Source organism: Streptomyces sp. AK08-02 (genome assembly GCF_033795085.1).
GTDB lineage: Bacteria > Actinomycetota > Actinomycetes > Streptomycetales > Streptomycetaceae > Streptomyces > Streptomyces echiniscabiei.
Genome location: NZ_JARAZV010000004.1, coordinates 123,675 through 144,578, shown reverse-complemented (window position 1 = coordinate 144,578; position 20,904 = coordinate 123,675). Strand labels below are relative to the sequence as shown.

Below are 20,904 nucleotides of genomic sequence, written 5' to 3'. Positions count from 1 at the left end.
CGGCGGGTCAGCTGGTGCCGATGACGGTCTTGCCGCGGATGCCACCCTGGGACAGGGACCGCAGCGCCTGCGGGGTCTGGTCGAAGCGGACCACCTTCCCCACTACCGGGCGCAAAAAGCCCTGGTCGATGAGGGTGGTGATCTGGCGGAGCTGGTCGCCGCTGGCGCGCATGAGCAGGAACTCGTAGGTCACGCCGAGCTTCTTCGCCTGCCTGCGGATCTTGCCGCTCAGGCCTGCGACCGCCAGGCGCAGCAGCGGGTTCAGGCCGGCCTCGCGGGCGAAAGCGGGGTCCGGGGGACCTGCGATCCCGATGACCTTGCCGCCGGGCTTGAGCACCCGCAGGGACTTCTCGAGGTTCTCACCACCGAGGCCGTCCAACACCAGGTCGTAGCCGGTCAGGAGCTGCTCGAAGTCCTGGGTGCGGTAGTCGATCACCGTGTCCGCGCCGAGCGCGCGCACGAAGTGCGCGTTGGAACCACTGGCGGTCGTGGCGACGCTCGCGCCGAGGTGCGCGGCGAGCTGGATCGCGATCGAACCGACCCCGCCGGCCCCGGCGTGGATGAGAACCTTCTGCCCGGGCCGCACCTTCCCGCGCTCCACCAGCGCCTGCCACGCCGTGAGCGCCACCAGCGGCAGCGAGCCGGCCTCATCCATGCTGATCGAGGCGGGTTTGAGCGCCACGTCCCCCTCCGCGACGGCGATACGCTCGGCGAACGTGCCGATGCGGTCCTGGCTGGGCCGGGCGTAGACCTCGTCTCCGGGCTTGAAGCCGCGAACCGCCGTCCCGACGCCGATGACGGTGCCCGCGACGTCGTTGCCCAGGATCAGCGGCAGCTTGTAGGGCAGGATCCGCTTGAACTCACCGGCGAGGATCTTCTCGTCCAGCGGGTTGAGCCCGGCGGCCTCCACGCGCACCAGCACATCGTGCTCCCCCACGGTGGGTTCCGGCACCTCCGCCTCCTGCAGCGGCTCCTTGTACTTGGTGACGACGAACGCTCTCATGGGGTCCAACTCCTTACTTTTATCCTATTTATTCAGGTCTGACCGAACCGGCCAATTCGGAGTGACGGCCGAGGTCTCACCTCACCCGTTCAATCCGAGTACACTCAACTATGAGCGCACTCAGAATTAATGTCAAGGGAGGTCGACATGGGACGCGGTCACCTGCCGCTCGGGCGGCGCGAGCGGGGCAAAGAGGCCAAGCGCGAGCGCATCATGACCGCGGCCCGCGAGCTGTTCGCCGCACACGGCGTCAGCGGAGTCACGACGCAGCAGATCGCCCGCCGGGCCGACGTGGCGATCGGCACCCTCTACCTGTACGCGTCCACGAAGGCCGAATTGCTGATCATGGTGCAGAACGAGAAGTTCGCCGCGGCCATCGACGACGGCCTCGCCACCGCGAACGCCACCGCCGGACACGGCGCGCTCGAACCGGTCCTCGCCCTCGTCCGTCCCGTGGTGGAGTGCATGCGGGAGCACATCGAGAACGGCCGCACATACCTGCACGAACTCGTCTTCGGCGACCCGGCCGAGCCCTACCGGCGCGCGGGCCTGGCCCTTGCCGGCCGTCTGGAGGACGGCGTCACCGGTCTGCTCACCCGCGACGAACGCATCGGCGCCACCGACGCGGCGACGCTGGCGCGGGTGATCACCGCGATCATCCACATCAGCACCACCGCCACCATGTACCGGCACCGCAGCGACGAAGCCGTACTCGCCGACATCCGCGACCAGATCCACGCCACCCTGACGCCCCACCAACGCGCCGCACCACCGCTCACCCCACGAGCCGGCCACCGAACTCCCCGACAGCGGGACACCTCATGAGCAGGCGCTACGACGTCGGCGCCGTCGGCGTCGGCCCCTGGCCGGACCAGCGGCGGAATGAGCGGCCGCCCTGAGTGGTTAGCGACTCCGAAGGAGGCACGAGTGGAGACCACGACGTACACGTACTACGACCACGGAACCGCTGCGGAGCGCTGGGAGCGGGCGCGGTTGTTCTTCGACGCCAAGGACTACGCCGGTGCGGCGCGGGTGCTGGGCGGGCTGGTCGAGGAGGTGCCGGAGCAGACTGGACCTCGGCTGCTGCTGGCCCGCGCCTACTACCACTCGGCTCAACTGCAGCGCGCGGAAGCCGAGTTGCGGGTCCTCGTCGAGCGCGACCCGGTCGAGCACTACGCCCGGCTACTGCTCGGACGCACGCTCCAGCGCCAGGGCCGTCACGAGGAGGCCGCACCGCACATGAAGCTCGCCTCCGCCCTCGCGGGCGACTTCGAGTAGTCGCGCACCACGACACACAGGACGGCCCGGCTCCCCGGTACAGGCTTCGAGGGGATGCCGGGCCGTCCTGTAGTACCGCTTACTTGTTCGCGCCGGCCCGCTCCCCGTACGTCCGGTTGCCCCGGCGGTGGTCGATCTCGCCCAGGATCACGTCGACGGCGATGAAGGCGGCCAACGGGATGCCGAGCAGCGGAACGAAGTAGCCCACGACGGCCACGCCCGCCATCAGCGCCACGAGGAGCAACGGGGGCACCTGCTGCCAGGCGCCGCGCGGGATCGGGCGGCCGAAGGAGGAGGCCCGACCGCGCAGCCACCACATGCGGTAGCCCCAGACGATGAGCAGGACGAGGGAGAGCGCGAGGCCCATCAGCGCGAGCTGGTTGACGAACCCGAACAGAAGCCCAGTGTGGGCGTCGATGCCCCAGCGGGTCAGCTTCGCGAGCACCGGGAAGTCCGCGAACCTGAGGACGTCGAGGACCTCGCCGGTCGACGGGTCCACGGCGACCGCGTCCTGCTTCTCGGGCCAGCTGCGCTGAGTCTGCTTCACAACGTACGCGGAGGACTCGTCGGCGGGCGGGACGATCTCGACCGGGTCGCCCAGGCCCTCGGCGCGGGCGGCGGCCAGCACCTTGTCGAGGCCGACTCCGTGCTCGCCGGTGCTTCCGGCACCGGCCGCCGCCCCGTGGCCCGCGTGGTCGCCGCCGGCCGCGGCGGAGACCGAGGGGGTGGACTGGCCGAGGGAGGTTCGCAGGACGTCGATGTTGGCGCCGGCGTAGGTCGACCAGGTCAGTCCGGTGGCGGAGAGGAAGATGAAGCCGGCCGAGGCCCAGACGCCGACGGTGCCGTGCAGCCCGAGGGTGCGGCGGCGTCCGCTCGTGCCGCGTACCTTGCGCTGTGTGCGGCGGCGGGCGAACCACAGCACCAGGCCGCCGCCGGCTATCACCCACAGCCAGCTCGCGGCGAGTTCGCTGTAGAGGCGCCCGCTCTCACCGAGGTGGAGATTGCGGTGGAACTCGCTGATCCAGGTACGCAGCGGCAGCGCGCCCGACGACCCGTACTGTTCGAGCGCGCCCTCCACCTTCGCGGTGTACGGGTCGACGAACACGGCGAGCGTGTGTCCCTCGCCGACACCGGGGACGCCGGACAGCATGACCCTCGTCGTGGCGTCGTCCTCGGGCGAGGGGCGCACAGCCGCGACGGTGCCCTCGGGGTGGGCCTTGCGGGCGGCGGCGACCTGCTCTGAGATCGGGAGCTTGGTGTCGCCCACGGAGGACACGGTGAGCTCGTCGGCGTAGACGATCTTCTCGGCCTGGAACGAGGCCGCGTACAGGAATCCGGTCAGCGCGGCGACCAGCAGGAACGGGGCGACGAGCAGGCCGGCGTAGAAGTGCAGCCGCAGGACCAGCGGGCGGAGCGTGGCGGCGGGGGACGGCTTCGCCGGGGCGGAGGGTTTCGACGCGTCCGGTGAATCCGGGGATTCGTCCGTCGTGGTCGTGGGTGCGGTGGACATCGGCGGGCTTCTCCGGTGGGCTGGGGACGGTGAGCGGGGAAGGCGGTTGTGGGGGCGACCGACTGCGAGCGGGTACGACAGGGGGACGGCTCAGTAGTCGGATCGTCGGGCCGTCGAGTTCCCGAGCTCGCAAGTGGCGTACGTCACACAAGGGGGCGCCGGGTGTCGGAAGCGCATGGCATCCTGGCGCCATGGCAACTCCCCATGACCCACGCACCCTTGCCGACCAGGTCGAGCGACTCCTCGCCGTCGGCGGCCCGTTGCCGATCGTCGCCGCCGGTGACCCGGTGCTGCGCCGGGCGTCCGTGCCCTTCGACGGGCAGCTCGGCCCTGAGCTGCTCGCCCGTTTCGTCGAGGCGCTGCGCGAGACGATGTACGCCGCGCCGGGCGTCGGCCTGGCGGCGCCACAGGTCGGGGTGGGACTGCGGATCGCGGTCATCGAGGACCCGGCGCCGGTACCGGAGGAGGTACGGGTGGCGCGCGGGCGTGTCCCGCTGCCCTTCCGGGTGCTGGTCAATCCGTCGTACGAAGCGGTCGGCACCGAGCGGGCCGCGTTCTTCGAGGGCTGTCTGAGCGTGCCGGGCTGGCAGGCGGTGGTGTCCCGGCCCGAGGCGGTGCGGCTCACGGGCCAGGACGAGCACGGGCGGGCGGTGGACGAGGTGTTCACGGGGTGGCCTGCCCGGATCGTCCAGCACGAGACCGATCACCTGGACGGCACGCTCTATCTCGACCGCGCCGAGCTGCGCTCCCTCTCCTCCGGCACGGCCATGGCGGAGCGGTGGGCCCAGCCGACCCCGGCACGGGCGGCCGAGGAGCTGGGTTTCGCCCTCTGACCGCCCGTCGCCGCTGACCGCCCGGCCGCTCCGACCGCCACGGCTTCTCCGGGCATCCGCCTTCTCCGCGGGCCGGTTCCTACTTCGTGTCCCGGAATGCCTCCAGCAGCCGCAGCCAGACCTCACTGATCGTCGGATACGACGGCACCGCGTGCCACAGCCGTCCGAGCGGCACCTCACCGGCGACGGCGACGGTCGCCGAGTGGATCAGTTCTCCCACGCCGGGGCCCACGAAGGTCACGCCGAGCAGGATCTCGCGGTCCAGGTCGACGACCATGCGGGCGCGGCCCCGGTAGCCGTCGGCGTACAGGCCGGCGCCCGCCACCGAGGAGAACTCCACGTCGACCGCGCGCACTCGACGGCCCGTCTGCTCAGCCTCGGCGAGGGAGAGACCGACGGACGCCGCCTCCGGGTCGGTGAAGACCACCTGCGGGACGGCGTCGTGGTCGGCGGTGGCCGCGTGGGCGCCCCAGGGGTCGGTCTCCAGGAGGGGTACGCCGGCCGCGCGGGCCGCGATGGCCGCGCCCGCGATCCGGGCCTGGTACTTGCCCTGATGGGTGAGCAGGGCGCGGTGGTTGACGTCGCCGACGGCGTACAGCCACTCGCTGCCGGTGACCCGGAGGCTGTCGTCGACAGGCAGCCAGGAGCCCGGCTCCAGACCGACCGTGTCGAGGCCGATGTCGTCGGTGCGCGGGGCGCGTCCGGTCGCGAAGAGGATCTCGTCGGCCTCGATCCGGTCGCCGGTGTCCGTGACCGCGACGACGGTGCCGTTCTCCCTGGTCACCGACTGGACCGACGTACCGGTGCGGACGTCCGCACCCGCCTCCGCCAGGGCTTCGGCGACCAGTTCGCCCGCGAACGGTTCCATGCGGGGCAGCAGGCCCTTGCCGCGGACCAGCAGGGTGACCCGGGAGCCGAGGGCCTGCCAGGCGGTGGCCATCTCGACCGCGACGACACCGCCGCCGACCACGATCAGGCTGCCGGGCACCGACTTGGCGCTGGTCGCCTCCCGGCTCGTCCAGGGCCGGACCTCGGCGAGACCCGGGAAGTCGGGCAGTTGGGCGCTGGTGCCCGTGCACACGGCGACCGCGTGCCGGGCGGTCAGCGTCCGCGTCGAACCGTCCTCGCCCGTCACCTTCACCGTGCGCGGCCCGGCCAGGCGTCCCTGGCCGCGGTAGAGGTCGGCGCCGATGCTCTCCAGCCAGGCGAGCTGGCCGTCGTCCTGCCAGTTCGAGGTCTCGTAGTCGCGGTGGGCGAGAACCGCTTCGGCGTCCAGGGGGCCCTGGACGAGGTGGCGCAGGCCGGGTACCCGGCGGGCGTCGGCTCGGGCGATGACCGGGCGCAGCAGGGCCTTGCTGGGCATGCAGGCCCAGTAGGAACACTCGCCGCCGACCAGTTCGCTCTCCACGATCGCGGTGGAGAGGCCGGCCGCGCGGGTGCGGTCGGCCACGTTCTCCCCCACGGGTCCGGCACCGAGCACCACGACGTCGTACACGTTGGTTTCCGTTTCCGTCATGGGCCCAGTCTGGTAGCTGGTGTGGCCCGTGGCGACACGGGTAGGGGCGCGGAATAGGCAGTGGCCGGGCCGTGTTGTGCGAGCGCCACAGGTAACGACCCCACAGCAGGAAGAGGAATCAGGTCATGAGCAGCACCGTGGAGCTCACCAAGGAGAACTTCGACCAGACGGTCACGGAGAACGAGTTCGTGCTGATCGACTTCTGGGCGTCCTGGTGCGGGCCGTGCCGTCAGTTCGCCCCGGTGTACGAGAAGGCCGCCGAGGACAACCCCGACCTGGTGTTCGGCAAGATCGACACGGAGGCGCAGCCGGAGCTGGCGCAGGCCTTCGGTATCCAGTCGATCCCGACGCTGATGATCGTCCGGGACCAGGTCGCCGTGTTCGCACAGCCGGGCGCCCTGCCCGAGGCCGCCCTGACGGACGTCATCGGGCAGGCCCGCAAGCTGGACATGGACGAGGTCCGCAAGTCGGTTGCCGAACAGCAGGCCCAGCAGAGCGAGTAAGCCGACCGGGGGCGCAGCCCCCGCAGGGGCGCGGGGAACTGCGCGACCGGCCACGACGCACCCGCGGCCGACAACGGACCGGATCGCTCTAGAACGGGTACGGGGCCACATCCCCCCGCACAGTGGTCCACCGCACATCGGTGAACGCCTCCAGGTTCGACTCCCCACCGAACCGCGCACCGGTGCCGGACGCGGCAACTCCGCCAAAGGGAGCGACGGCCTCGTCGTTGACCGTCTGGTCGTTGATGTGGACGATCCCCGTCGGGATGCGCTCGGCGAGCTCGAGGCCACGTGCGGTGTCACGGGTGACGATGCCGAGGGAAAGCCCGTAGGGGCCGACCGAGGCGAGCGCTGCGGCCTCGTCGACGGTGCTGAAGGGGCGTACGGGCGCGACCGGGCCGAAGACCTCCTCCGCGTAGGCGGGGGTCCGGTCGTCGGCGTCGGCGAGGACCGTCGGCCGGTAGAAGAGGCCCTCGTGCGTACCGCCCGCCGCGAGCTTGGCACCGCTCGCCGTGCTGGACTCCACCAGGCCGTGGATCTTGGCGAGTTGGGAGCCGTCGATGATCGGGCCGAGGTGAACCTGGGCCCGGTACGGGTCGCCGACGGCGAGGGCGTCGGCCTTGGCTGCGAGCCGCTCGACGTACTCCCCGTACAGCGACTGGTGGACGAGGTGGCGGCCGGTCGTCATGCAGATCTGGCCCTGGTGGAAGAAGGAGCCCCAGGCGGCGGTGGAGATCACCGCGTCGAGGTCCGCGTCCGCCAGCACGATCATGGCGGAGTTGCCGCCGAGTTCGAGGTGGGCCCGCTTGAGGTGGCGGCCGGCCGCCTCGCCGACCGCCCTGCCCGCCGCCGTGGAGCCGGTGAAGGAGATGACCGGCACCAGCGGGTCCGCGACCAGTGCCTGGCCCGCGTCCGGACCGCCCGGCAGGATGTGCAGCAGGTCCTCGGGCAGGCCCGCCTCGGCGAAGACCGCGGCCAGGGAGAGCCCGCCGCAGACCGCCGTGCGCGGGTCCGGCTTCAGCACGACCGCGTTGCCGAGCGCGAGGGCCGGGGCGACGGAACGGATGGAGAGGATCAGCGGGGCGTTGAACGGCGAGATCACGCCGACCACCCCGACGGGCACCCGCCGGGTGTAGGACAGCCGCGGCGCCTCGGAGGGCAACACCTGTCCGGCCGGGCGGGAGGCGAGGGCGGCGGCCTCGTAGCACTCCTGGGCGGCGACGTGCAGTTCGAACTCGGCCTTGCCGGGTATGGAACCGGACTCGCGGACGATCCAGTCGCGCAGTTCGTCGGCGTGCGCGGCGAAGAGGTCCCCCGCCTTGCGGAGCACCCCGGCACGCACGAAGTGCGGGGCGCGCGCCCATTCCCGCTGGGCGGCACGGGCGGCCTGGGCGGCCGGTCCGACGTCCTCGCCGGTGGCGAGCGTGACCGTACCGAGCGTGTCGCCGGTGGCGGGCTCGGTGACGGCGTACTCGGGGCCCGACAGCGGACGGGCGGCCTGGGACTGCCAGGTCTTGGGGTCGAGCAACGGCATTGCGGCTCTCCGATCAGTCACCGGCGGGACGCGCGGAGCGAACACGGGTCCCGTTGTGGTTCGCGGCCGTTCGTCAGCCGCGGGGCGGGATGCGGTGATCCGGCGCGCGGCAGAGCAGCACACGGCGTCCGGTGGTCGACGGCATCCCCACTGGTTGAGCGTGCAACATCCTAGTCACGCCGTACGGGAACCGCGCCGCCCAAGTCGCCGCGTGCACACGCCGGTTCAGCTGGAGTCGCGGTGGACGAGCATCGCTCCGTGGACGTGGTGGGTCTCGGCGGCGGCGCCGGGATTGCGCACCGCGCGGTCGACGAGTTCCGCGAGGTCCCGGCCGGCCGGCAGTTCGATGTGCACCGTGCTCAGTCTGGGCCGCAGCAGCCTGCCGAGGACCAGGTCGTCGGCGCCGACCAGCGCCGTGTCCCCGGGGACCGTGACGCCCGCGTCCTGCAGGGCCCGCATCAGGAGCATCGCGTACTCGTCGTTGAACCCGAAGACGCCGTCCAGGCCGAGTTCGGGCCAGCGGGCGGCCAGACGGGCCGCGGACTCCTCCTCGTACGCGAGCGGCAGCACGGTCACCGAGGCGTCCGTGCCCTCCAGCGCGCCGCGCACCCCGTCGAGGCGGGGCTTGGAGAAGACCTTCAGACCCGGCTCCGCCGGCATGACGACGCCGATGCGGCGACAGCCCCGAGCGTACAGATGCGCGCCCGCGACGCGGCCGACGCCGGCGTGGTCGATGAGCAGGCTGTGCGCGCCCTCGATGCGCTCGGTACCGAGCGTGACGACGGCCCGGGCTCCGGAGCGCTTGAGGACGGCCACACCCTCCGGTCCGATCCCGCCGACGGGCACGAGGACGGCGGCGGGCCGCAGTTCGGCCCAGGCCCGGGCTGCCTCGTCACCGCGCAGTCCGACCGAGGCGTACTGGACGACGGTGTAGTCGAGACGGCTGAGCGCCCACTGGAGTTCGTTGATGAACTGGCTGTAGAGCGGGCCGATCGGCACGCTGGGCGCGGGCATCAGCACCATACGGCTGTGTCCGGCCCGCAGACTGCGGGCCGCCGCGTGCGGAACGTACCCGAGTTCCTTCGCCGCCTCGTGGACGCGGCGGCGGGTGGGTTCGCTGATCCGGACGGCACTGGTGTTGTTGAGGACGTAGGAGACGGTTGCGCGGGAGACGCCGGCCAGGCGTGCCACATCCGCGCTCGTGGGCACGGAGCGCGGCTGGGGTACCGCCGGGGCGGCCGAATTCGGTATCTGCACCATGACGTACGGCATCTTTGCAGAAGCTCGGGGCATAGTTTTGACCGGGGGAACTTCGCAATCGACCCGATAGCAAAGGCGGTTGACGAAAGCGCTTTAGGAAAGCGCTTTACCAATCCGCCTTTGAAAGATCATTTCCAAGCACCCCGGGCCCGTGGCCAACTGCTTCACACCTGCTCCCCGCGTTGTCGCCCACCGAACGCGCTTTCCGGACAGCCGGAGTCAAGTCCCGGACAGGACGCACCGGTTGACCACCTCCGCGCGCCGCGGCACTACCGGCGCGATTGGCCGAAACTCGCGCTCAAAGTGACGGCGTGCCGCCCGCGATCCGGTCGACGAGGTCGATCCAGCCCGCCTCCAGCCGCGCCGGCGGCATCCCGCACTGCCTGGTCAAGTGATGAATGAGGGCCGGATCCAGATAACCCATCAGTGTTTTGGCGAGGAGTTCGCAGTCGGCGTCCGGAATCGCCTGACGCAGCAGCATGGTGACGTGACCGGACCGGACCAGGTGGGGTGCGGATGCGAAGCGGCGGCCGGGTTCACCCTCGGCTGCCAGCTGCAGTTCCAGCTCGTCGAAGGCCCGGCGCATCACCGCCACCCCGAACGCGCGCAACCGCTCCACGGGCGGCGCCCCGGGTCCGAGCGGCGGGGGGCCGCCCAGGAAGGCGGCCTGGAGCTTTCGCTCCGAATGGTCGAGCAGGGCCATCAGCAGGCCGGTGCGGTCCCCGAAGCGGCGGAACACGGTCCCCTTGCCCACCTGCGCAGCGGCGGCCACCGCCTCCATGGTCAGGCCGGCCACGCCGTGCTGCTCCACCAGCCGCCCGGCGGCCTCCAGCAGGCGGGCGCGGTTCCGGGCGGCGTCGGCGCGCAGGCACGGCTCGTCGGCCTCCCCTTCGATACCGACACCGGGGCCGGCCTCAGCGCCGGAGCCGGTCCCCAGTTCCAGCAGCAGGGGTTCGTCGGTCCGCCGCAGGGGCTTCGGAAAGGGCTGCAGGATGTCGGACATGAAGGAATCGTAACGCGTCGGAAGAAAACTGGACCACGGTCCGTTTCGCTGGTAGAACTTTAAACGGACCTCGGTCCGGATCGTAACGACGATGTTTCAACCCTCTGTGGAGTCCCTCATGTCTGTTCGTGTCCTTGGTCTCGTCGGCAGCCTTCGCGCCGGTTCCACCAACCGCCAGCTCGCCGAGGCGGCCGTGAAGCACGCCCCGGAGGGTGTCGAGGTCATCCTGTTCGAAGGCCTCGGTGACGTCCCGTTCTACAACGAGGACATCGACGTGGAAGGCAGCCTCCCGGCCGCCGCCGTCGCGCTGCGCGAGGCCGCCAACTCGGCCGACGCGCTGCTGCTCTTCTCGCCCGAGTACAACGGCACGATTCCGGCCGTCCTGAAGAACGCCATCGACTGGCTGTCCCGCCCGTACGGTGCCGGCGCCCTCTCCGAGAAGCCGGTCGCCGTGGTCGGCACCGCGTACGGCCAGTTCGGCGGCGTCTGGGCGCAGGACGAGGCCCGCAAGTCCGTGGGCATCGCCGGCGCCAAGGTTGTCGACGTCAAGCTCGCCATCCCCGGCTCGCTGGTCCGTTTCGCCGAGACGCACCCCTCCGACGACGCCGAGGTCGCCGCGCAGCTCGCCGAGGTCATCGGCCTGATCCACACCGAGGCCACGTCCGCCGCCGCCTGACCGCCGTAGCGGCACGGACATGAGGGGAGGGCCGGAGCCCGTACGACGTACGGGCTCCGGCCCTCCCCTCATGTCCCCGTTCTCAGCCCAGCTCGGCCGCGCGCCGCGCCGCCGGGGCCACGAACTCCTCGATCCAGGCCGCCGGCTCGCCCGTGCGCGGCGCCAGCATCACCGTCTCGATGCCGAACTTGGCGTACCCCTCGATGTCCCGGACGAAGGCGTCGACGTCGTTCTCGGCCGCCGCGTCGCCCATGTAGAGAAGCGTCCTGGTGATGTCGTCGTACGGGCGTCCCACGCTGTCGCAGTGGCCGCGCAGTACGTCGAGCTTGTGCCCGATCTCCTCCGGGGTGCTCGCGAACAGGTTGCAGGCGTCCGCGTACTGGGCGACCAGGCGCAGGGTCTTCCGCTCCCCGCCACCGCCGATCATGATCTCCGGGCGCGGTGAGCTGACGGGGGCCGGGACGCAGAGGGTCTCGGCGAGCCGGTAGTGCGTGCCCTCGAAGGGTCCGTTGTCGTCCGGGTCCCACATCTGGAGACAGATCCGCAGCGTCTCCTCCAGCCGCTCGAACCGCTCGGCCGTCGACGGGTACGGCACCCCCAGACCCTTGTGCTCCCTGTCGTACCAGGCCGCCCCGATGCCGAGGGTGGCCCGGCCGCCGGAGAGGACGTCGAGCGTGGTGGCGATCTTGGCGAGCAGACCGGGGTGGCGGTACGTCACACCGGTGACCAGTGCACCGAGGCGGACCGTGGAGGTGTGGGCGGCGAGGAAGCCGAGGGTCGTGTAGGCCTCCAGCATGGGGTCCTCGGCGCCGCCGTTGAACTCCATCTGGAAGTAGTGGTCCATGACCGTCAGCCGGTGGACGCCCGCCGCCTCGACCGCGGCACCGACCGCCGCCAGCTCGGTACCGAGCGCGGGACCGCCTTCCGGGTGGTTGAACCGAGTGATGTGCACGCCGAGTCGCATGTCCGTCTCCGATCGCCTTCGTCCAGCCGTGTTCCAGCGGCGACGCTAGTTCCTGGAGCGCACACGAAGTCAAGCCCGCGGCTCGGCGGCCGCGGCTTCCTCCTGCTTCTTCGAGGCCCGCAGGCTCGTCAGGGTCGTGACGGCCAGTACGAGGACGATGAAGCCGAGCGAGAAGGGGATGGAGATCTGCGGGACGTGGACGCCCGACTCGTGCAGCGCGTGCAGCACCAGTTTCACGCCGATGAAGCCGAGAATGATCGACAGGCCGTAGCTGAGGTGCACCAGCTTCTTCAGGAGGCCGCCGATGAGGAAGTACAGCTGGCGCAGGCCCATGAGGGCGAACGCGTTGGCGGTGAAGACGATGTACGGGTCCTGGGTCAGCCCGTAGATGGCGGGGATGGAGTCGAGCGCGAACAGCACGTCCGTGGAGCCGATCGCGAGCATGACGACCATCATCGGCGTCATGATCCGCTTGCCGTTCTCCACGATGAACAGCTTGGTGCCGTGGTACCGGTCCGCGACGCCGAACCGCTGCTCGGCCATCTTGAGCAGCTTGTTCTCCTCGTACTCCTCCTCGTGCGAGCCCGCCTTGGCGTCCTGGACCAGCTTCCACGCGGTCCAGATGAGGAAGGCGCCGAAGAGGTAGAAGACCCACGAGAACGTGGTGATGATCGCCGCGCCCGCCGCGATGAACGCGGCCCGCAGGACGAGGGCGACCAGGACGCCGACCATCAGTACCCGCTGCTGGTACTGCGAGGGCACCGCGAACTTGCCCATGATCAGGACGAAGACGAAGAGGTTGTCGACGCTCAGCGACTTCTCGGTGATGTACCCGGCGAAGAACTCACCGGTGGGTTTGGTCCCGCCGTAGATCAGCAGCCCGAGCCCGAACAGACAGGCGAGGACGACCCACACCACGGTCCAGGTGCCGGCCTCCTTCAGGGACACGTCGTGCGGCTTGCGGCCGATGAAGAAGTCGACGGCGACCAGGACGCACAGGCCGACGACGGTCAGCGTCCAGACGGTGAGTGAGACGTTCACAGGTGCTCCAGAGGAAAGTTGTGCGAATGGCAGCGTTGTCATAGCCAGTGATCACTTCCACCCCCACACAGTGAACATCAGGTCATCACTTGGCCAAATCACGAGGTCACCGCCTTTGTCACGGTTCCGGCCGGGACCAGGGCCGCCCGGGCTACCCGCCGAATGGCGGGCAGGTTCCGCCGGACGGCGGCGTGTCCGGCGCCGAGGGACGCGCGGACCATCGGCGTACGATCCGCCGCACGCAGCATGAGGAGCAGAGGCAATGACGCTTACGCCGCCCCCGTTCGACCCGGAACTCGCCGCCGTCCTGGAGATGATCAAGGACACGCTGCCGCCCAAGCTGACCATGGACGAGATCGCGACGGTGCGCAACGGGCCCGCTCTGGAGATGCTCGCGGACATGGACCTGACCTTGGGCGGAGCCTTCGAGGTCGAGGACCGGATCGTGCCGGGCCCCGAGAACGCGCCAGACATCTCGCTGCTGATCTGCCGGCCGGTCGCTCCGGCGACGGAGGGTCCGCTGCCGGTGATCTACCACGTCCACGGCGGCGGCATGGTGCTCGGCAACAACCGTGTCGGCGTCGACGGTCCGCTGCGGTGGGGCAAGGAGCTGGGCGCGGTCGTGGTGTCCGTCGAGTACCGGCTGGCGCCGGAGAACCCGTATCCGGCGCCCATCGACGACGTGTACGCCGGGCTGCTGTGGACCGCCGACCACGCGGCGGAGCTCGGCGCCGACCCCGAGCGGATCGTCATCGCGGGGGCCAGCGCGGGCGGTGGCCTGACGGCCGCACTGGCGCTGCTCCTCAGGGACCGCAAGGGTCCCCGGCCGCTCGGCCAGCTGCTGATGTGCCCGATGCTCGACGACCGCAACGACAGCCCCTCCGTGTACCAGATGGAGGGCCTCGGCGTCTGGGACCGCACGGCCAACGACACCGGCTGGACCGCGTTGCTCGGCGCGGAGCGCGGTGGCCCGGACGTCTCCCCGTACGCCGCCCCGGCCCGAGCGGAGGATCTGTCCGGGCTGCCCCCGGCCTTCCTCGACGTCGGCTCCGCCGAGACGTTCCGCGACGAGGTCGTCACCTACGCCACCCGCCTCTGGCAGGCCGGCGGAGCCGCCGAGCTCCACGTCTGGCCGGGCGGCTTCCACGGCTTCGACGGCTTCGCCCCCCAGGCAGTCCTGTCCCAGGCCTGCCAGTCGGCCCAGGTGGACTGGCTGCGCAGACTCCTGGCGGAGTAGAGAACATCGGGCCTGCGCCGGGGCGAAGCCCCCCAGGGGCGCGGGGAACTGCGCGCCCAGCCACAACAGGCCCGCAGCATGAGACGGGCCCACACCCCACACACGACCCGGCCTGGGGGCGAAGCCCCCCAGGGGCGCGAGGAACTGCGCGCCCAGCCACAACAGGCCCGCAGCGGCAGGCTGAACCCCCGCCCCCACACGACCCACCCCGGGCCGGGGGCGGCGAGGAACCGCGCACCCACCCCCCACCGAGCCCCCAGCCACGACCCCGCACAACCTGCGGAGCAACTGGCACCATGGGGCCATGAAAGAGCTCGCGGGGCGCCTGACCGCACTGGACCCGGATGCCGGCGCCGCCGTTCGGGTCATCGCCTACTTCGATCGGCTGGCCGAGCACCGGGCGGGCCTTGAGGCGCTGGTGCGCGGAGTCGCCGTACTGGCCGGGTGTCCCGCTCGGCTCGCCGACGACGGGCGGCGGGTGCGTCTGCGGGTGGAGACCGACGGGCGCCGCCGCGACACCGACCAGCCGCCGGACCCGGCCTGGCCGTCCGCCTCGCTGTCCCCGGACGGCGACCCGGCACTGTGGCTGGAGCGGGCGGGGGCACCCACCGTCGTCGACGCGGTGATCCTGGAGCGGGCGGCGGCCGCCATCCGGGTCGTCATCGACCGCACCCGTGGACGTGCCCCGGCGGCCCCCGCCGACGACCCGGCGCTCGTGGAGACCCTCCTCGACGCCACCGCGCCCGAACAGGTACGGCTGCACGCGGCCCGGCGTCTGGGACTGGACCCGGGCGCCTTGGCCCGGGCGGTCGCCCCGCTCGACGGCCCGCCCCGCGTGCTCGCCGCCGGGGAGCCCCGCAGGGCGGACTCACCGGCTCAGGCCCAGCCGGCCCCCTCCGACCCCGGATCCGCCCGCTTCCCGCTCCCGCCCGGCCGGGCCGGTGTCGGCCCCGCCGTGCCCGTGCTCGAACTGCCGGGCTCCTGGGCCGCCGCCCGCACCGCCCTCCGGTTCACGGCCGACGGCACCCCGCACTCCCCCGGCCCACGGGTCGTGTACGCCGATGAGCTCGGCGGTGTCGGACTGCTCGCCGAGCTCGTCGTGCCGGGTGCGGATCCACCGCCCGATGTCCAGGCTCTGGAGGCAGCGGTCGCGGACGCGCCCTGGATGCTGACCACGCTGCACGCCGTGGCCTCGACGGCGAGCCTGCGGTCGGCCGCGGTCGAGGTCAACGTCCACCACTCCACGCTCCAGGACCGGTTGGGCCACGCCGAGGCGCTGCTCGGGTGGCCCGTCCGTACCCCGCAGGGCCGGCTCAGACTGCAACTGGCCCTGACCATGCGGCATTTGGGGCGAGGGTAGCGGGGTCTGCGACTACGCCCAGGCCGTCACGGGGACGAAGGAACTGTCCTGGCGGAAGGTGTCGGTGCCGTCCGTCACGTCCACGCGCAACTGGTAGTTGTAGTGGCGCAGGAAGTAGCCCGGGTAGTTGTACGACTCGAAGCGCACCGACCCCGACGCCGTGCCCGTCCGGGCGATGAACGTGGCGTCCTTCGCGAAGGTCGACGTACCGTCGTTGGCGTCGAAGCGGGCGCGGAAGTCCCAGTGGCGCAGGTAGTTGCCGGAGCTGTCGCGGAACGAGTAGCCGTTGCCGTCGGCCAGGCCCGCGACGACCGTGAAGGTGGACGCCTGCTTGAGCGCGGTGGTGCTGGAACTGCTCACCACGGGGAGGTTGAGCAGGGAGGACTGCACCTGCCAGTACCGCGTCGAGTAGTTGACCGACTGGAAGGAGCGCGTGACGCCCTTGGACAGGCTCGGGCCGCCGCTGACCGTCTCCTTGACCACCGTGAAGTGCCGGGCCGTTCCGGAGACGGAGGGCAGCGCCTTCGCGGCGGTCCAGGTGGCGAACGTGTCGTAGCTGTCGCTGTAGTAGTACTTCCCGTCGCCGTAGCCGTCGAAGAAGATCCGCCAGCCGCCGTTGTCGAGCTGGATCACCGACGGGCCTTCGCGGTAGCTGCCCCAGCCGGCCCAGTCGCCGGTCTTCGAGATGGTGTAGGGGCCTGCGAGGCTGGTGGCGGTGGCGTACTCGATGTACTTCGTCGTCTCGTTCTTCGGGAAGGCGTGGTAGGTCGAACCGATCTTCACGATGCAGGTGTCGATGTGGTTCGATCCGATGCCCGACAGCGCCACCGGCGAACTCCACGCCGTGAGTGCGGAGTTGGTGGCCTTCAGCAGATACGGGGTGAAGATCCACTCGTCGCTGGTGACCGAGCAGGACACGATGATGTTCACGCTGCCGTCGCTGTCGACGAAGAACTCGGGGGCCCACGCGCGGGACAGATTGGCGATCGGGACCGTGTAGTCGTACAGGAACGTCCAGTTGACGCGGTCCGAGCTGCGGGCGAAGCCGATGGTGGTGCTGGTGTCCTGCCAGGTGTGCGTGGTGTAGGTGACGTAGTAGTAGCCGTTGGTGTGCTTGAAGACGCTCGCGTCGCGGATGCGGTTGCTCGGCGGGGTGTAGGCCGAGGACTGCACGAGGCGGAAGTCGGTGGCGTCGTCGGACTGGTAGACGTTCACCGTGCCGTCGTTGCTGTTGAGGAACGGCACGATGGTGTAGCGCGTGGCGGAGCCACTGGGCGGGGCCGCCGCGACGGCGGTGCCGAGCAGCCCGGGGGCTTCGCCCAGGACGAGTGCCGAGACGGGCAGGGCGGCCAGCGCGCGCAGCAGGCTGCGACGGGAGGGCGTGGGGCGGGAACTGGTCACGTACGGCTCCTTGGTGATCCAACCGACGGCTCTCTACGTTCGACATTGCGAACGCAGTTCGGTAAATCGGTCAGACCGTAAGTCCACGTCGTGTGCGCGTCAATAGTTCGGACGTGCTCCGACCTGTGAACTTCCGGCCGGACAGGGCACATTCGACATCTCGTACCGCACCGCCCGGCCGGTCGGCGCCGGGCGGCAGTAAAGCTGTGCAATCGCTATGCGAAAGGCGCTGTCGCGGCGCGGCCACGACCGCCGGTCCAGCGGGTCGCCGACTCGACGGCGGCAGACGGGCGCCCCGGCCCTTACGCTGTGGCGATGGACGACGCGCCGATGGTCGGCTTGATGGGGCGGGTGACGGGCACGATCGGGCCGGGGCTGGTGGGCGAGGTCATCGTCCGGGTGCGGGGCGGCGCCGAGCACTTCCTCGCGTACCCCGCCGCGGCCCAGGACCGTATCGAGCGCGGGACGGTGGTCATGGTCGTCGAGTACCTGCCGCCGCGCACCGTGTACGTCACCGCCGCCTACGACAGTTGAGCCCGGCGGACGCACGTCCGTGGAGTCCGTACGTCTGCGGATGATCACGTGTGCGTCAAGCTTGCAACAAGGATTCCCCAGCCGCTGTACCCAGGCCTCGCACAGGAGCACCCTTGCGTCGTTCGGTGCCGAAAGGGCACCAGGCAAAGGGGGCGTATGCCGATGTTCGTCGGCGTCGTTGCGGGGGTCGCGGTAGTAGCGGTCCTCGCACTCATCGGTATTTTCAAGATGATGTGGCGGGTCGCTGAACCCAACGAGGCACTCATCATCTCCGGTTCCAAGCATCGGACCGAAGGCCTTGAGGCAGGCATGGGGTTCCGTATCGTCACCGGGCGGGGCACCCTCGTGCTGCCCGGGGTCCAGGCGGTGCGCAAGATCTCGCTCGACCTGAACGAGACCGAACTGCATGTGGACTGTGTGACCACCCAGGGGATTCCGCTCAAGGTGCGGGGTGTGGTCATCTTCAAGGTGGGCGACGACTTCGTGTCGATCGCCAACGCGGGGCGCCGTTTCCTGGACCAGCAGAAGATGATGGCGGAGCGTGTGCACAACGTGTTCGCCGGTCATCTGCGGTCCATCGTCGGCGGGTTGACCGTCGAGGAGATGATCCGCGACCGCGAGAAACTCACCGGGCAGACCCGGGCCGCGTGCGGCACGGAGATGGAGAAGCTCGGCCTGATCGTCGACTCCCTCCAGATCCACGAGATCGAGGACCCGACCGGGTACATCAAGAACCTTGCCATGCCGCACGCCGCCGCCGTCCAGCGGGACGCGCGGATCGCACAGGCCGAGGCGAACCGTCTCGCCACCGAGGCCGAGCAGAAGGCCGCGGCGCGGATGTCGGAGGCCACCCGGGACAGCGAGATCCTGCAGGCCGGTTACCAGGCCGAGCGCGACAAGGCGGCGGCGAAGGCCCGCCAGGCCGGACCGCTCGCCGACGCCGCCGCCCGGCAGGACGTCGTCGTCCAGGAGACCCGCATCGCCGAACTCGACGCCCTGCGCCGGGAACAGCAGCTCCAGGCGGACGTCCGCAAGCCGGCCGACGCACAGGCCTACGAGACGCGGGCGCGGGCCGAGGCCGAGCGTGACGCGCGTATCTCGGCGGCGCAGGCCAAGGCCAAGGAGACGGAGCTCGCGGCCCTGGCCGAGGCGAACCGGGTCACGACGGCGGCGACCGCCGAGGCCGAGGCGACCAAGGCACGGGGTGCCGCCACCGCCATGGCGACCAGGGCCACGGGTGAGGCCGAGGCAGCCGCGTCCCAGGCCAAGGGACTCGCCGCCGCCGAGGCGACGAAGGCCAAGGGACTCGCGGAGGCGGAGGCCATCAAGGCACGGGCCGCCGCGCTAGCGGAGAACCAGGAAGCGGTGGTCGCCCAGCAACTCGCCGAGAACTGGCCGGAGATCGTCAAGGCCGGTGCGTCCGCGTTCGGCAGCATCGACAACATGGTGGTGCTCAACGGCGCCGACGGCATGGCGGAGATGCTCGCCAAGGCGCTCACCATGGGCGGTACGGGACTGGGCATGGCGCGGCAGCTGCTCGCGTCCATGAACCAGAACGGGCAGCCGGCGAACGGGACTTCGGCGCTGAACGGGGTGGCGGCGCCGACGGTTCAGAAGGTGCCGGTGGAGAAGAACGAGGGCTGATGCGGTGAGGGCCGTGCGGTGAGGTGCGGGGCGCTGCCTGGTGGGGTGGTGCGCAGGCTCTAACGTGGGCCTCGTGACCGACCTTTCCCATGACGAAGTCCCGGGCCGCTACGGCCCCTCCGCCACCACCGAGGCCGACCCTCGCGACGTGGGGCGGGTGCGTACGGAGTACTCGCCCGCCCACGACGGCGATCCCGACCCCGGGGAGATCGTGTGGACCTGGGTGCCGTTCGAGGAGAACGACGGGCGGGGCAAGGACCGGCCCGTGCTGGTTGTCGCCCGCGAGACCGCCGGGACGTTCCTCGCCGTGCAGTTGTCCAGCAAGCGGCATGACGGGGACCGGGAGTGGGTCGCGATCGGGAGCGGGCCGTGGGACCGGACCGGGCGCGATTCGTGGGTCGACGTGGATCGGGTGCTGCGGCTGTTCGAGGACGGGATGCGGCGGGAGGCCTGTGCGTTGGACCGGATGCGGTTCAACTCCGTCGTGCTGCGGTTGCGGGAGCGGTACGGGTGGCAGTGAGGTTCGGTCGTCTTCACGGCGCGGGTGCGTGGGGGCTGGTCGCGTGGTTCCCCGCGCACCTAGGGGGTGAACGTACGCTCGAAAGCCGCCCTTGTCGTCGTGCCGGTCGTGCGGTCCAGGATCGCGAAGACGATCTTCTCGAATCTGCCTTCGAAACGGCCGCCCACCAGTAGATCTCTGAACGTGGTCGCCACGGTCGCCGGGTCGTTCTGGAAGACTCCGCAGCCCCAGGCGCCCAGGACCAGGCGGCGGTAGCCCTCTGTCGCCGCCGTCTCCAGGACCCGTTCCGCGCGGGAGGCCAGGGCCTCGGGGAGGTCCGCCGCCCGTTCGGGCGCCGTTCGTCGGACGACTCCGGCGTTCGGGGCCGCCGAGGTCAGGAAGCCCGCCGTGTACGGGGCGTCCAGGAGGCGGCCCCGGTCGTCGCGGAAGACCGGCACCCCGGGTGAGTGGATGACGCGGTCCGTGTAGAAGGGGTCGCGGTGAGTGCGGTGGTGGTCGTAGAACTCGCGCACCTCCGTCAGGCAGGTGTACAGCGCCGATGCCCGGCACAGGGCCTCTTCCTGGGCCTGGGCGCCGTTGAGGTAGCCGCCGCCCGGGTTGCGGGCCGAGGAGAAGTTCAGGACCGCCACCGGGCCGGGAAGGCGACGGGCGGCCTCCAGGCTGCTCTCGCCGGTGACCTCGAAGGCCGTGTGCACCGGCGCGGCGGCCGGCGGGACCTCCAGCGGGCCCGGGCCGTAGAGGCGGGTGCCCGCTCGGGCGGCCTCGATCGCCGCGGCGAGTGACACCTCGCGCCCGTCGGACGCGCGGTAGGAACCGGCCGCGACGATCTCCTCCGTACCACGGGCGAGGTCGCGCAGGCGAGCACTCATGGCGCCACCCCCGTGTGCGCCATGGCCTCGCCCGGTACTCGCTCCCCCGCCGTGCCCATACCGGCATCGTGGGTGATGCTGGACGTGCTGTGCAACAGGGTTTCCGGGTTGGCGAACAGTCTGGAAACGCCACGGAAACGGAGATCCATCGTCCTGAAAGTGCCCATGTGCACCCTTGTGCGATTCCATGCGAGGGGTTTGGGTGGGACGAGTGTTGC

20 protein-coding genes are annotated in these 20,904 nt (G+C 70.8%); 10 read left to right on the top strand and 10 right to left on the bottom strand.

Translation table 11 applies throughout. The features are described from left to right. Positions 1-7: 7 nt before the first annotated feature. Entirely contained in the window at positions 8-1,003 is a 996-nt protein-coding gene (locus PV734_RS09515) for an NADP-dependent oxidoreductase (protein ID WP_319090978.1), read from the bottom strand. A 147-nt stretch (positions 1,004-1,150) separates the two neighbouring features. Here PV734_RS09515 and PV734_RS09510 point away from each other — a divergent pair, with 147 nt between their 5' ends. Next, entirely contained in the window at positions 1,151-1,828 is a 678-nt protein-coding gene (locus PV734_RS09510; RefSeq protein ID WP_319090979.1) for a TetR/AcrR family transcriptional regulator, read from the top strand. A 102-nt stretch (positions 1,829-1,930) separates the two neighbouring features. Next, a complete protein-coding gene (locus PV734_RS09505; RefSeq protein ID WP_319090980.1) occupies positions 1,931-2,281 on the top strand; it encodes a tetratricopeptide repeat protein in 351 nt (116 codons plus the stop codon). Between the two features lie 79 nt (positions 2,282-2,360). On the opposite strand, the gene PV734_RS09500 is transcribed toward PV734_RS09505, so the two are convergent. Continuing rightward, positions 2,361-3,791, bottom strand: a complete 1,431-nt coding sequence (locus PV734_RS09500) for a PepSY-associated TM helix domain-containing protein (protein WP_319090981.1) — start codon at positions 3,789-3,791, stop codon at positions 2,361-2,363. 191 nt (positions 3,792-3,982) lie between these two features. On the opposite strand from PV734_RS09500, the gene PV734_RS09495 reads away from it, so the two are divergent. After that, complete coding sequence (locus PV734_RS09495; protein ID WP_319090982.1) at positions 3,983-4,624, top strand: peptide deformylase; 642 nt, start codon at positions 3,983-3,985, stop codon at positions 4,622-4,624. Positions 4,625-4,703: 79 nt separating this feature from the next. Here the strand turns inward: PV734_RS09495 and PV734_RS09490 are convergent, their stop codons facing one another. Further along, positions 4,704-6,140 (bottom strand): NAD(P)/FAD-dependent oxidoreductase, encoded by a 1,437-nt coding sequence (locus tag PV734_RS09490; RefSeq protein WP_319090983.1) that lies wholly within the window; start codon positions 6,138-6,140, stop codon positions 4,704-4,706. A 125-nt stretch (positions 6,141-6,265) separates the two neighbouring features. On the opposite strand from PV734_RS09490, the gene trxA reads away from it, so the two are divergent. Next, positions 6,266-6,643 carry a thioredoxin gene (gene trxA, locus PV734_RS09485; RefSeq protein ID WP_319289239.1) on the top strand — a complete coding sequence of 126 codons (378 nt, stop codon included), beginning with the start codon at positions 6,266-6,268 and terminating at the stop codon, positions 6,641-6,643. A gap of 88 nt (positions 6,644-6,731) precedes the next feature. Here trxA and PV734_RS09480 read toward each other — a convergent pair whose 3' ends face one another. The 3 genes from PV734_RS09480 to PV734_RS09470 form a co-directional block, all read right to left on the bottom strand. Then, entirely contained in the window at positions 6,732-8,177 is a 1,446-nt protein-coding gene (locus PV734_RS09480; protein WP_319289238.1) for a benzaldehyde dehydrogenase, read from the bottom strand. 225 nt (positions 8,178-8,402) lie between these two features. Then, entirely contained in the window at positions 8,403-9,437 is a 1,035-nt protein-coding gene (locus PV734_RS09475; protein WP_415924178.1) for a LacI family DNA-binding transcriptional regulator, read from the bottom strand. 298 nt (positions 9,438-9,735) lie between these two features. Continuing rightward, positions 9,736-10,440 carry a TetR/AcrR family transcriptional regulator gene (locus tag PV734_RS09470; RefSeq protein WP_319090988.1) on the bottom strand — a complete coding sequence of 235 codons (705 nt, stop codon included), beginning with the start codon at positions 10,438-10,440 and terminating at the stop codon, positions 9,736-9,738. 118 nt (positions 10,441-10,558) lie between these two features. Here PV734_RS09470 and PV734_RS09465 point away from each other — a divergent pair, with 118 nt between their 5' ends. Next, a complete protein-coding gene (locus PV734_RS09465; protein WP_319090989.1) occupies positions 10,559-11,116 on the top strand; it encodes an NAD(P)H-dependent oxidoreductase in 558 nt (185 codons plus the stop codon). An 82-nt stretch (positions 11,117-11,198) separates the two neighbouring features. Here the strand turns inward: PV734_RS09465 and PV734_RS09460 are convergent, their stop codons facing one another. Then, positions 11,199-12,080: an LLM class F420-dependent oxidoreductase gene (locus tag PV734_RS09460; protein ID WP_319090990.1), complete on the bottom strand. Its 882-nt coding sequence runs from the start codon at positions 12,078-12,080 to the stop codon at positions 11,199-11,201. 69 nt (positions 12,081-12,149) lie between these two features. Then, the gene (locus tag PV734_RS09455; RefSeq protein ID WP_319090991.1) at positions 12,150-13,121 is read right to left on the bottom strand and encodes a TerC family protein; all 972 of its coding nucleotides are present in this window, start codon (positions 13,119-13,121) and stop codon (positions 12,150-12,152) included. A 262-nt stretch (positions 13,122-13,383) separates the two neighbouring features. On the opposite strand from PV734_RS09455, the gene PV734_RS09450 reads away from it, so the two are divergent. After that, complete coding sequence (locus tag PV734_RS09450; RefSeq protein WP_319090992.1) at positions 13,384-14,358, top strand: alpha/beta hydrolase; 975 nt, start codon at positions 13,384-13,386, stop codon at positions 14,356-14,358. A gap of 304 nt (positions 14,359-14,662) precedes the next feature. Continuing rightward, positions 14,663-15,718: a helix-turn-helix domain-containing protein gene (locus tag PV734_RS09445; RefSeq protein ID WP_319090993.1), complete on the top strand. Its 1,056-nt coding sequence runs from the start codon at positions 14,663-14,665 to the stop codon at positions 15,716-15,718. A gap of 12 nt (positions 15,719-15,730) precedes the next feature. Here PV734_RS09445 and PV734_RS09440 read toward each other — a convergent pair whose 3' ends face one another. Beyond that, complete coding sequence (locus PV734_RS09440) at positions 15,731-17,119, bottom strand: glycoside hydrolase family 43 protein (protein WP_319090994.1); 1,389 nt, start codon at positions 17,117-17,119, stop codon at positions 15,731-15,733. Positions 17,120-17,428: 309 nt separating this feature from the next. Between PV734_RS09440 and PV734_RS09435 the strand changes: the two genes are divergently transcribed. From PV734_RS09435 to PV734_RS09425, 3 genes are all read left to right on the top strand, one after another. Next, positions 17,429-17,653, top strand: coding sequence for a hypothetical protein (locus PV734_RS09435; protein WP_235472881.1), 225 nt, complete (start codon positions 17,429-17,431; stop codon positions 17,651-17,653). A gap of 156 nt (positions 17,654-17,809) precedes the next feature. After that, positions 17,810-19,297: an SPFH domain-containing protein gene (locus tag PV734_RS09430; protein ID WP_319090995.1), complete on the top strand. Its 1,488-nt coding sequence runs from the start codon at positions 17,810-17,812 to the stop codon at positions 19,295-19,297. A 73-nt stretch (positions 19,298-19,370) separates the two neighbouring features. Further along, on the top strand, positions 19,371-19,817 hold the full coding sequence (locus PV734_RS09425) for a type II toxin-antitoxin system PemK/MazF family toxin (protein WP_319090996.1): 447 nt from the start codon (positions 19,371-19,373) through the stop codon (positions 19,815-19,817). 59 nt (positions 19,818-19,876) lie between these two features. Here the strand turns inward: PV734_RS09425 and PV734_RS09420 are convergent, their stop codons facing one another. Further along, on the bottom strand, positions 19,877-20,686 hold the full coding sequence (locus PV734_RS09420) for a TIGR02452 family protein (protein ID WP_319090997.1): 810 nt from the start codon (positions 20,684-20,686) through the stop codon (positions 19,877-19,879). Positions 20,687-20,904 lie beyond the last annotated feature (218 nt).

Excerpts from the sequence above, each read along its gene's own strand:
- PV734_RS09515 (WP_319090978.1), bottom strand. The coding sequence starts at position 1,003 with ATGAGAGCGTTCGTCGTCACCAAGTACAAGGAGCCGCTGCAGGAGGCG.
- PV734_RS09510 (WP_319090979.1), top strand. The coding sequence starts at position 1,151 with ATGGGACGCGGTCACCTGCCGCTCGGGCGGCGCGAGCGGGGCAAAGAG.
- PV734_RS09500 (WP_319090981.1), bottom strand. The coding sequence starts at position 3,791 with ATGTCCACCGCACCCACGACCACGACGGACGAATCCCCGGATTCACCG.
- PV734_RS09495 (WP_319090982.1), top strand. The coding sequence starts at position 3,983 with ATGGCAACTCCCCATGACCCACGCACCCTTGCCGACCAGGTCGAGCGA.
- PV734_RS09490 (WP_319090983.1), bottom strand. The coding sequence starts at position 6,140 with ATGACGGAAACGGAAACCAACGTGTACGACGTCGTGGTGCTCGGTGCC.
- trxA (WP_319289239.1), top strand. The coding sequence starts at position 6,266 with ATGAGCAGCACCGTGGAGCTCACCAAGGAGAACTTCGACCAGACGGTC.
- PV734_RS09480 (WP_319289238.1), bottom strand. The coding sequence starts at position 8,177 with ATGCCGTTGCTCGACCCCAAGACCTGGCAGTCCCAGGCCGCCCGTCCG.
- PV734_RS09475 (WP_415924178.1), bottom strand. The coding sequence starts at position 9,437 with ATGGTGCAGATACCGAATTCGGCCGCCCCGGCGGTACCCCAGCCGCGC.
- PV734_RS09470 (WP_319090988.1), bottom strand. The coding sequence starts at position 10,440 with ATGTCCGACATCCTGCAGCCCTTTCCGAAGCCCCTGCGGCGGACCGAC.
- PV734_RS09465 (WP_319090989.1), top strand. The coding sequence starts at position 10,559 with ATGTCTGTTCGTGTCCTTGGTCTCGTCGGCAGCCTTCGCGCCGGTTCC.
- PV734_RS09460 (WP_319090990.1), bottom strand. The coding sequence starts at position 12,080 with ATGCGACTCGGCGTGCACATCACTCGGTTCAACCACCCGGAAGGCGGT.
- PV734_RS09450 (WP_319090992.1), top strand. The coding sequence starts at position 13,384 with ATGACGCTTACGCCGCCCCCGTTCGACCCGGAACTCGCCGCCGTCCTG.
- PV734_RS09445 (WP_319090993.1), top strand. The coding sequence starts at position 14,663 with ATGAAAGAGCTCGCGGGGCGCCTGACCGCACTGGACCCGGATGCCGGC.
- PV734_RS09430 (WP_319090995.1), top strand. The coding sequence starts at position 17,810 with ATGCCGATGTTCGTCGGCGTCGTTGCGGGGGTCGCGGTAGTAGCGGTC.
- PV734_RS09420 (WP_319090997.1), bottom strand. The coding sequence starts at position 20,686 with ATGAGTGCTCGCCTGCGCGACCTCGCCCGTGGTACGGAGGAGATCGTC.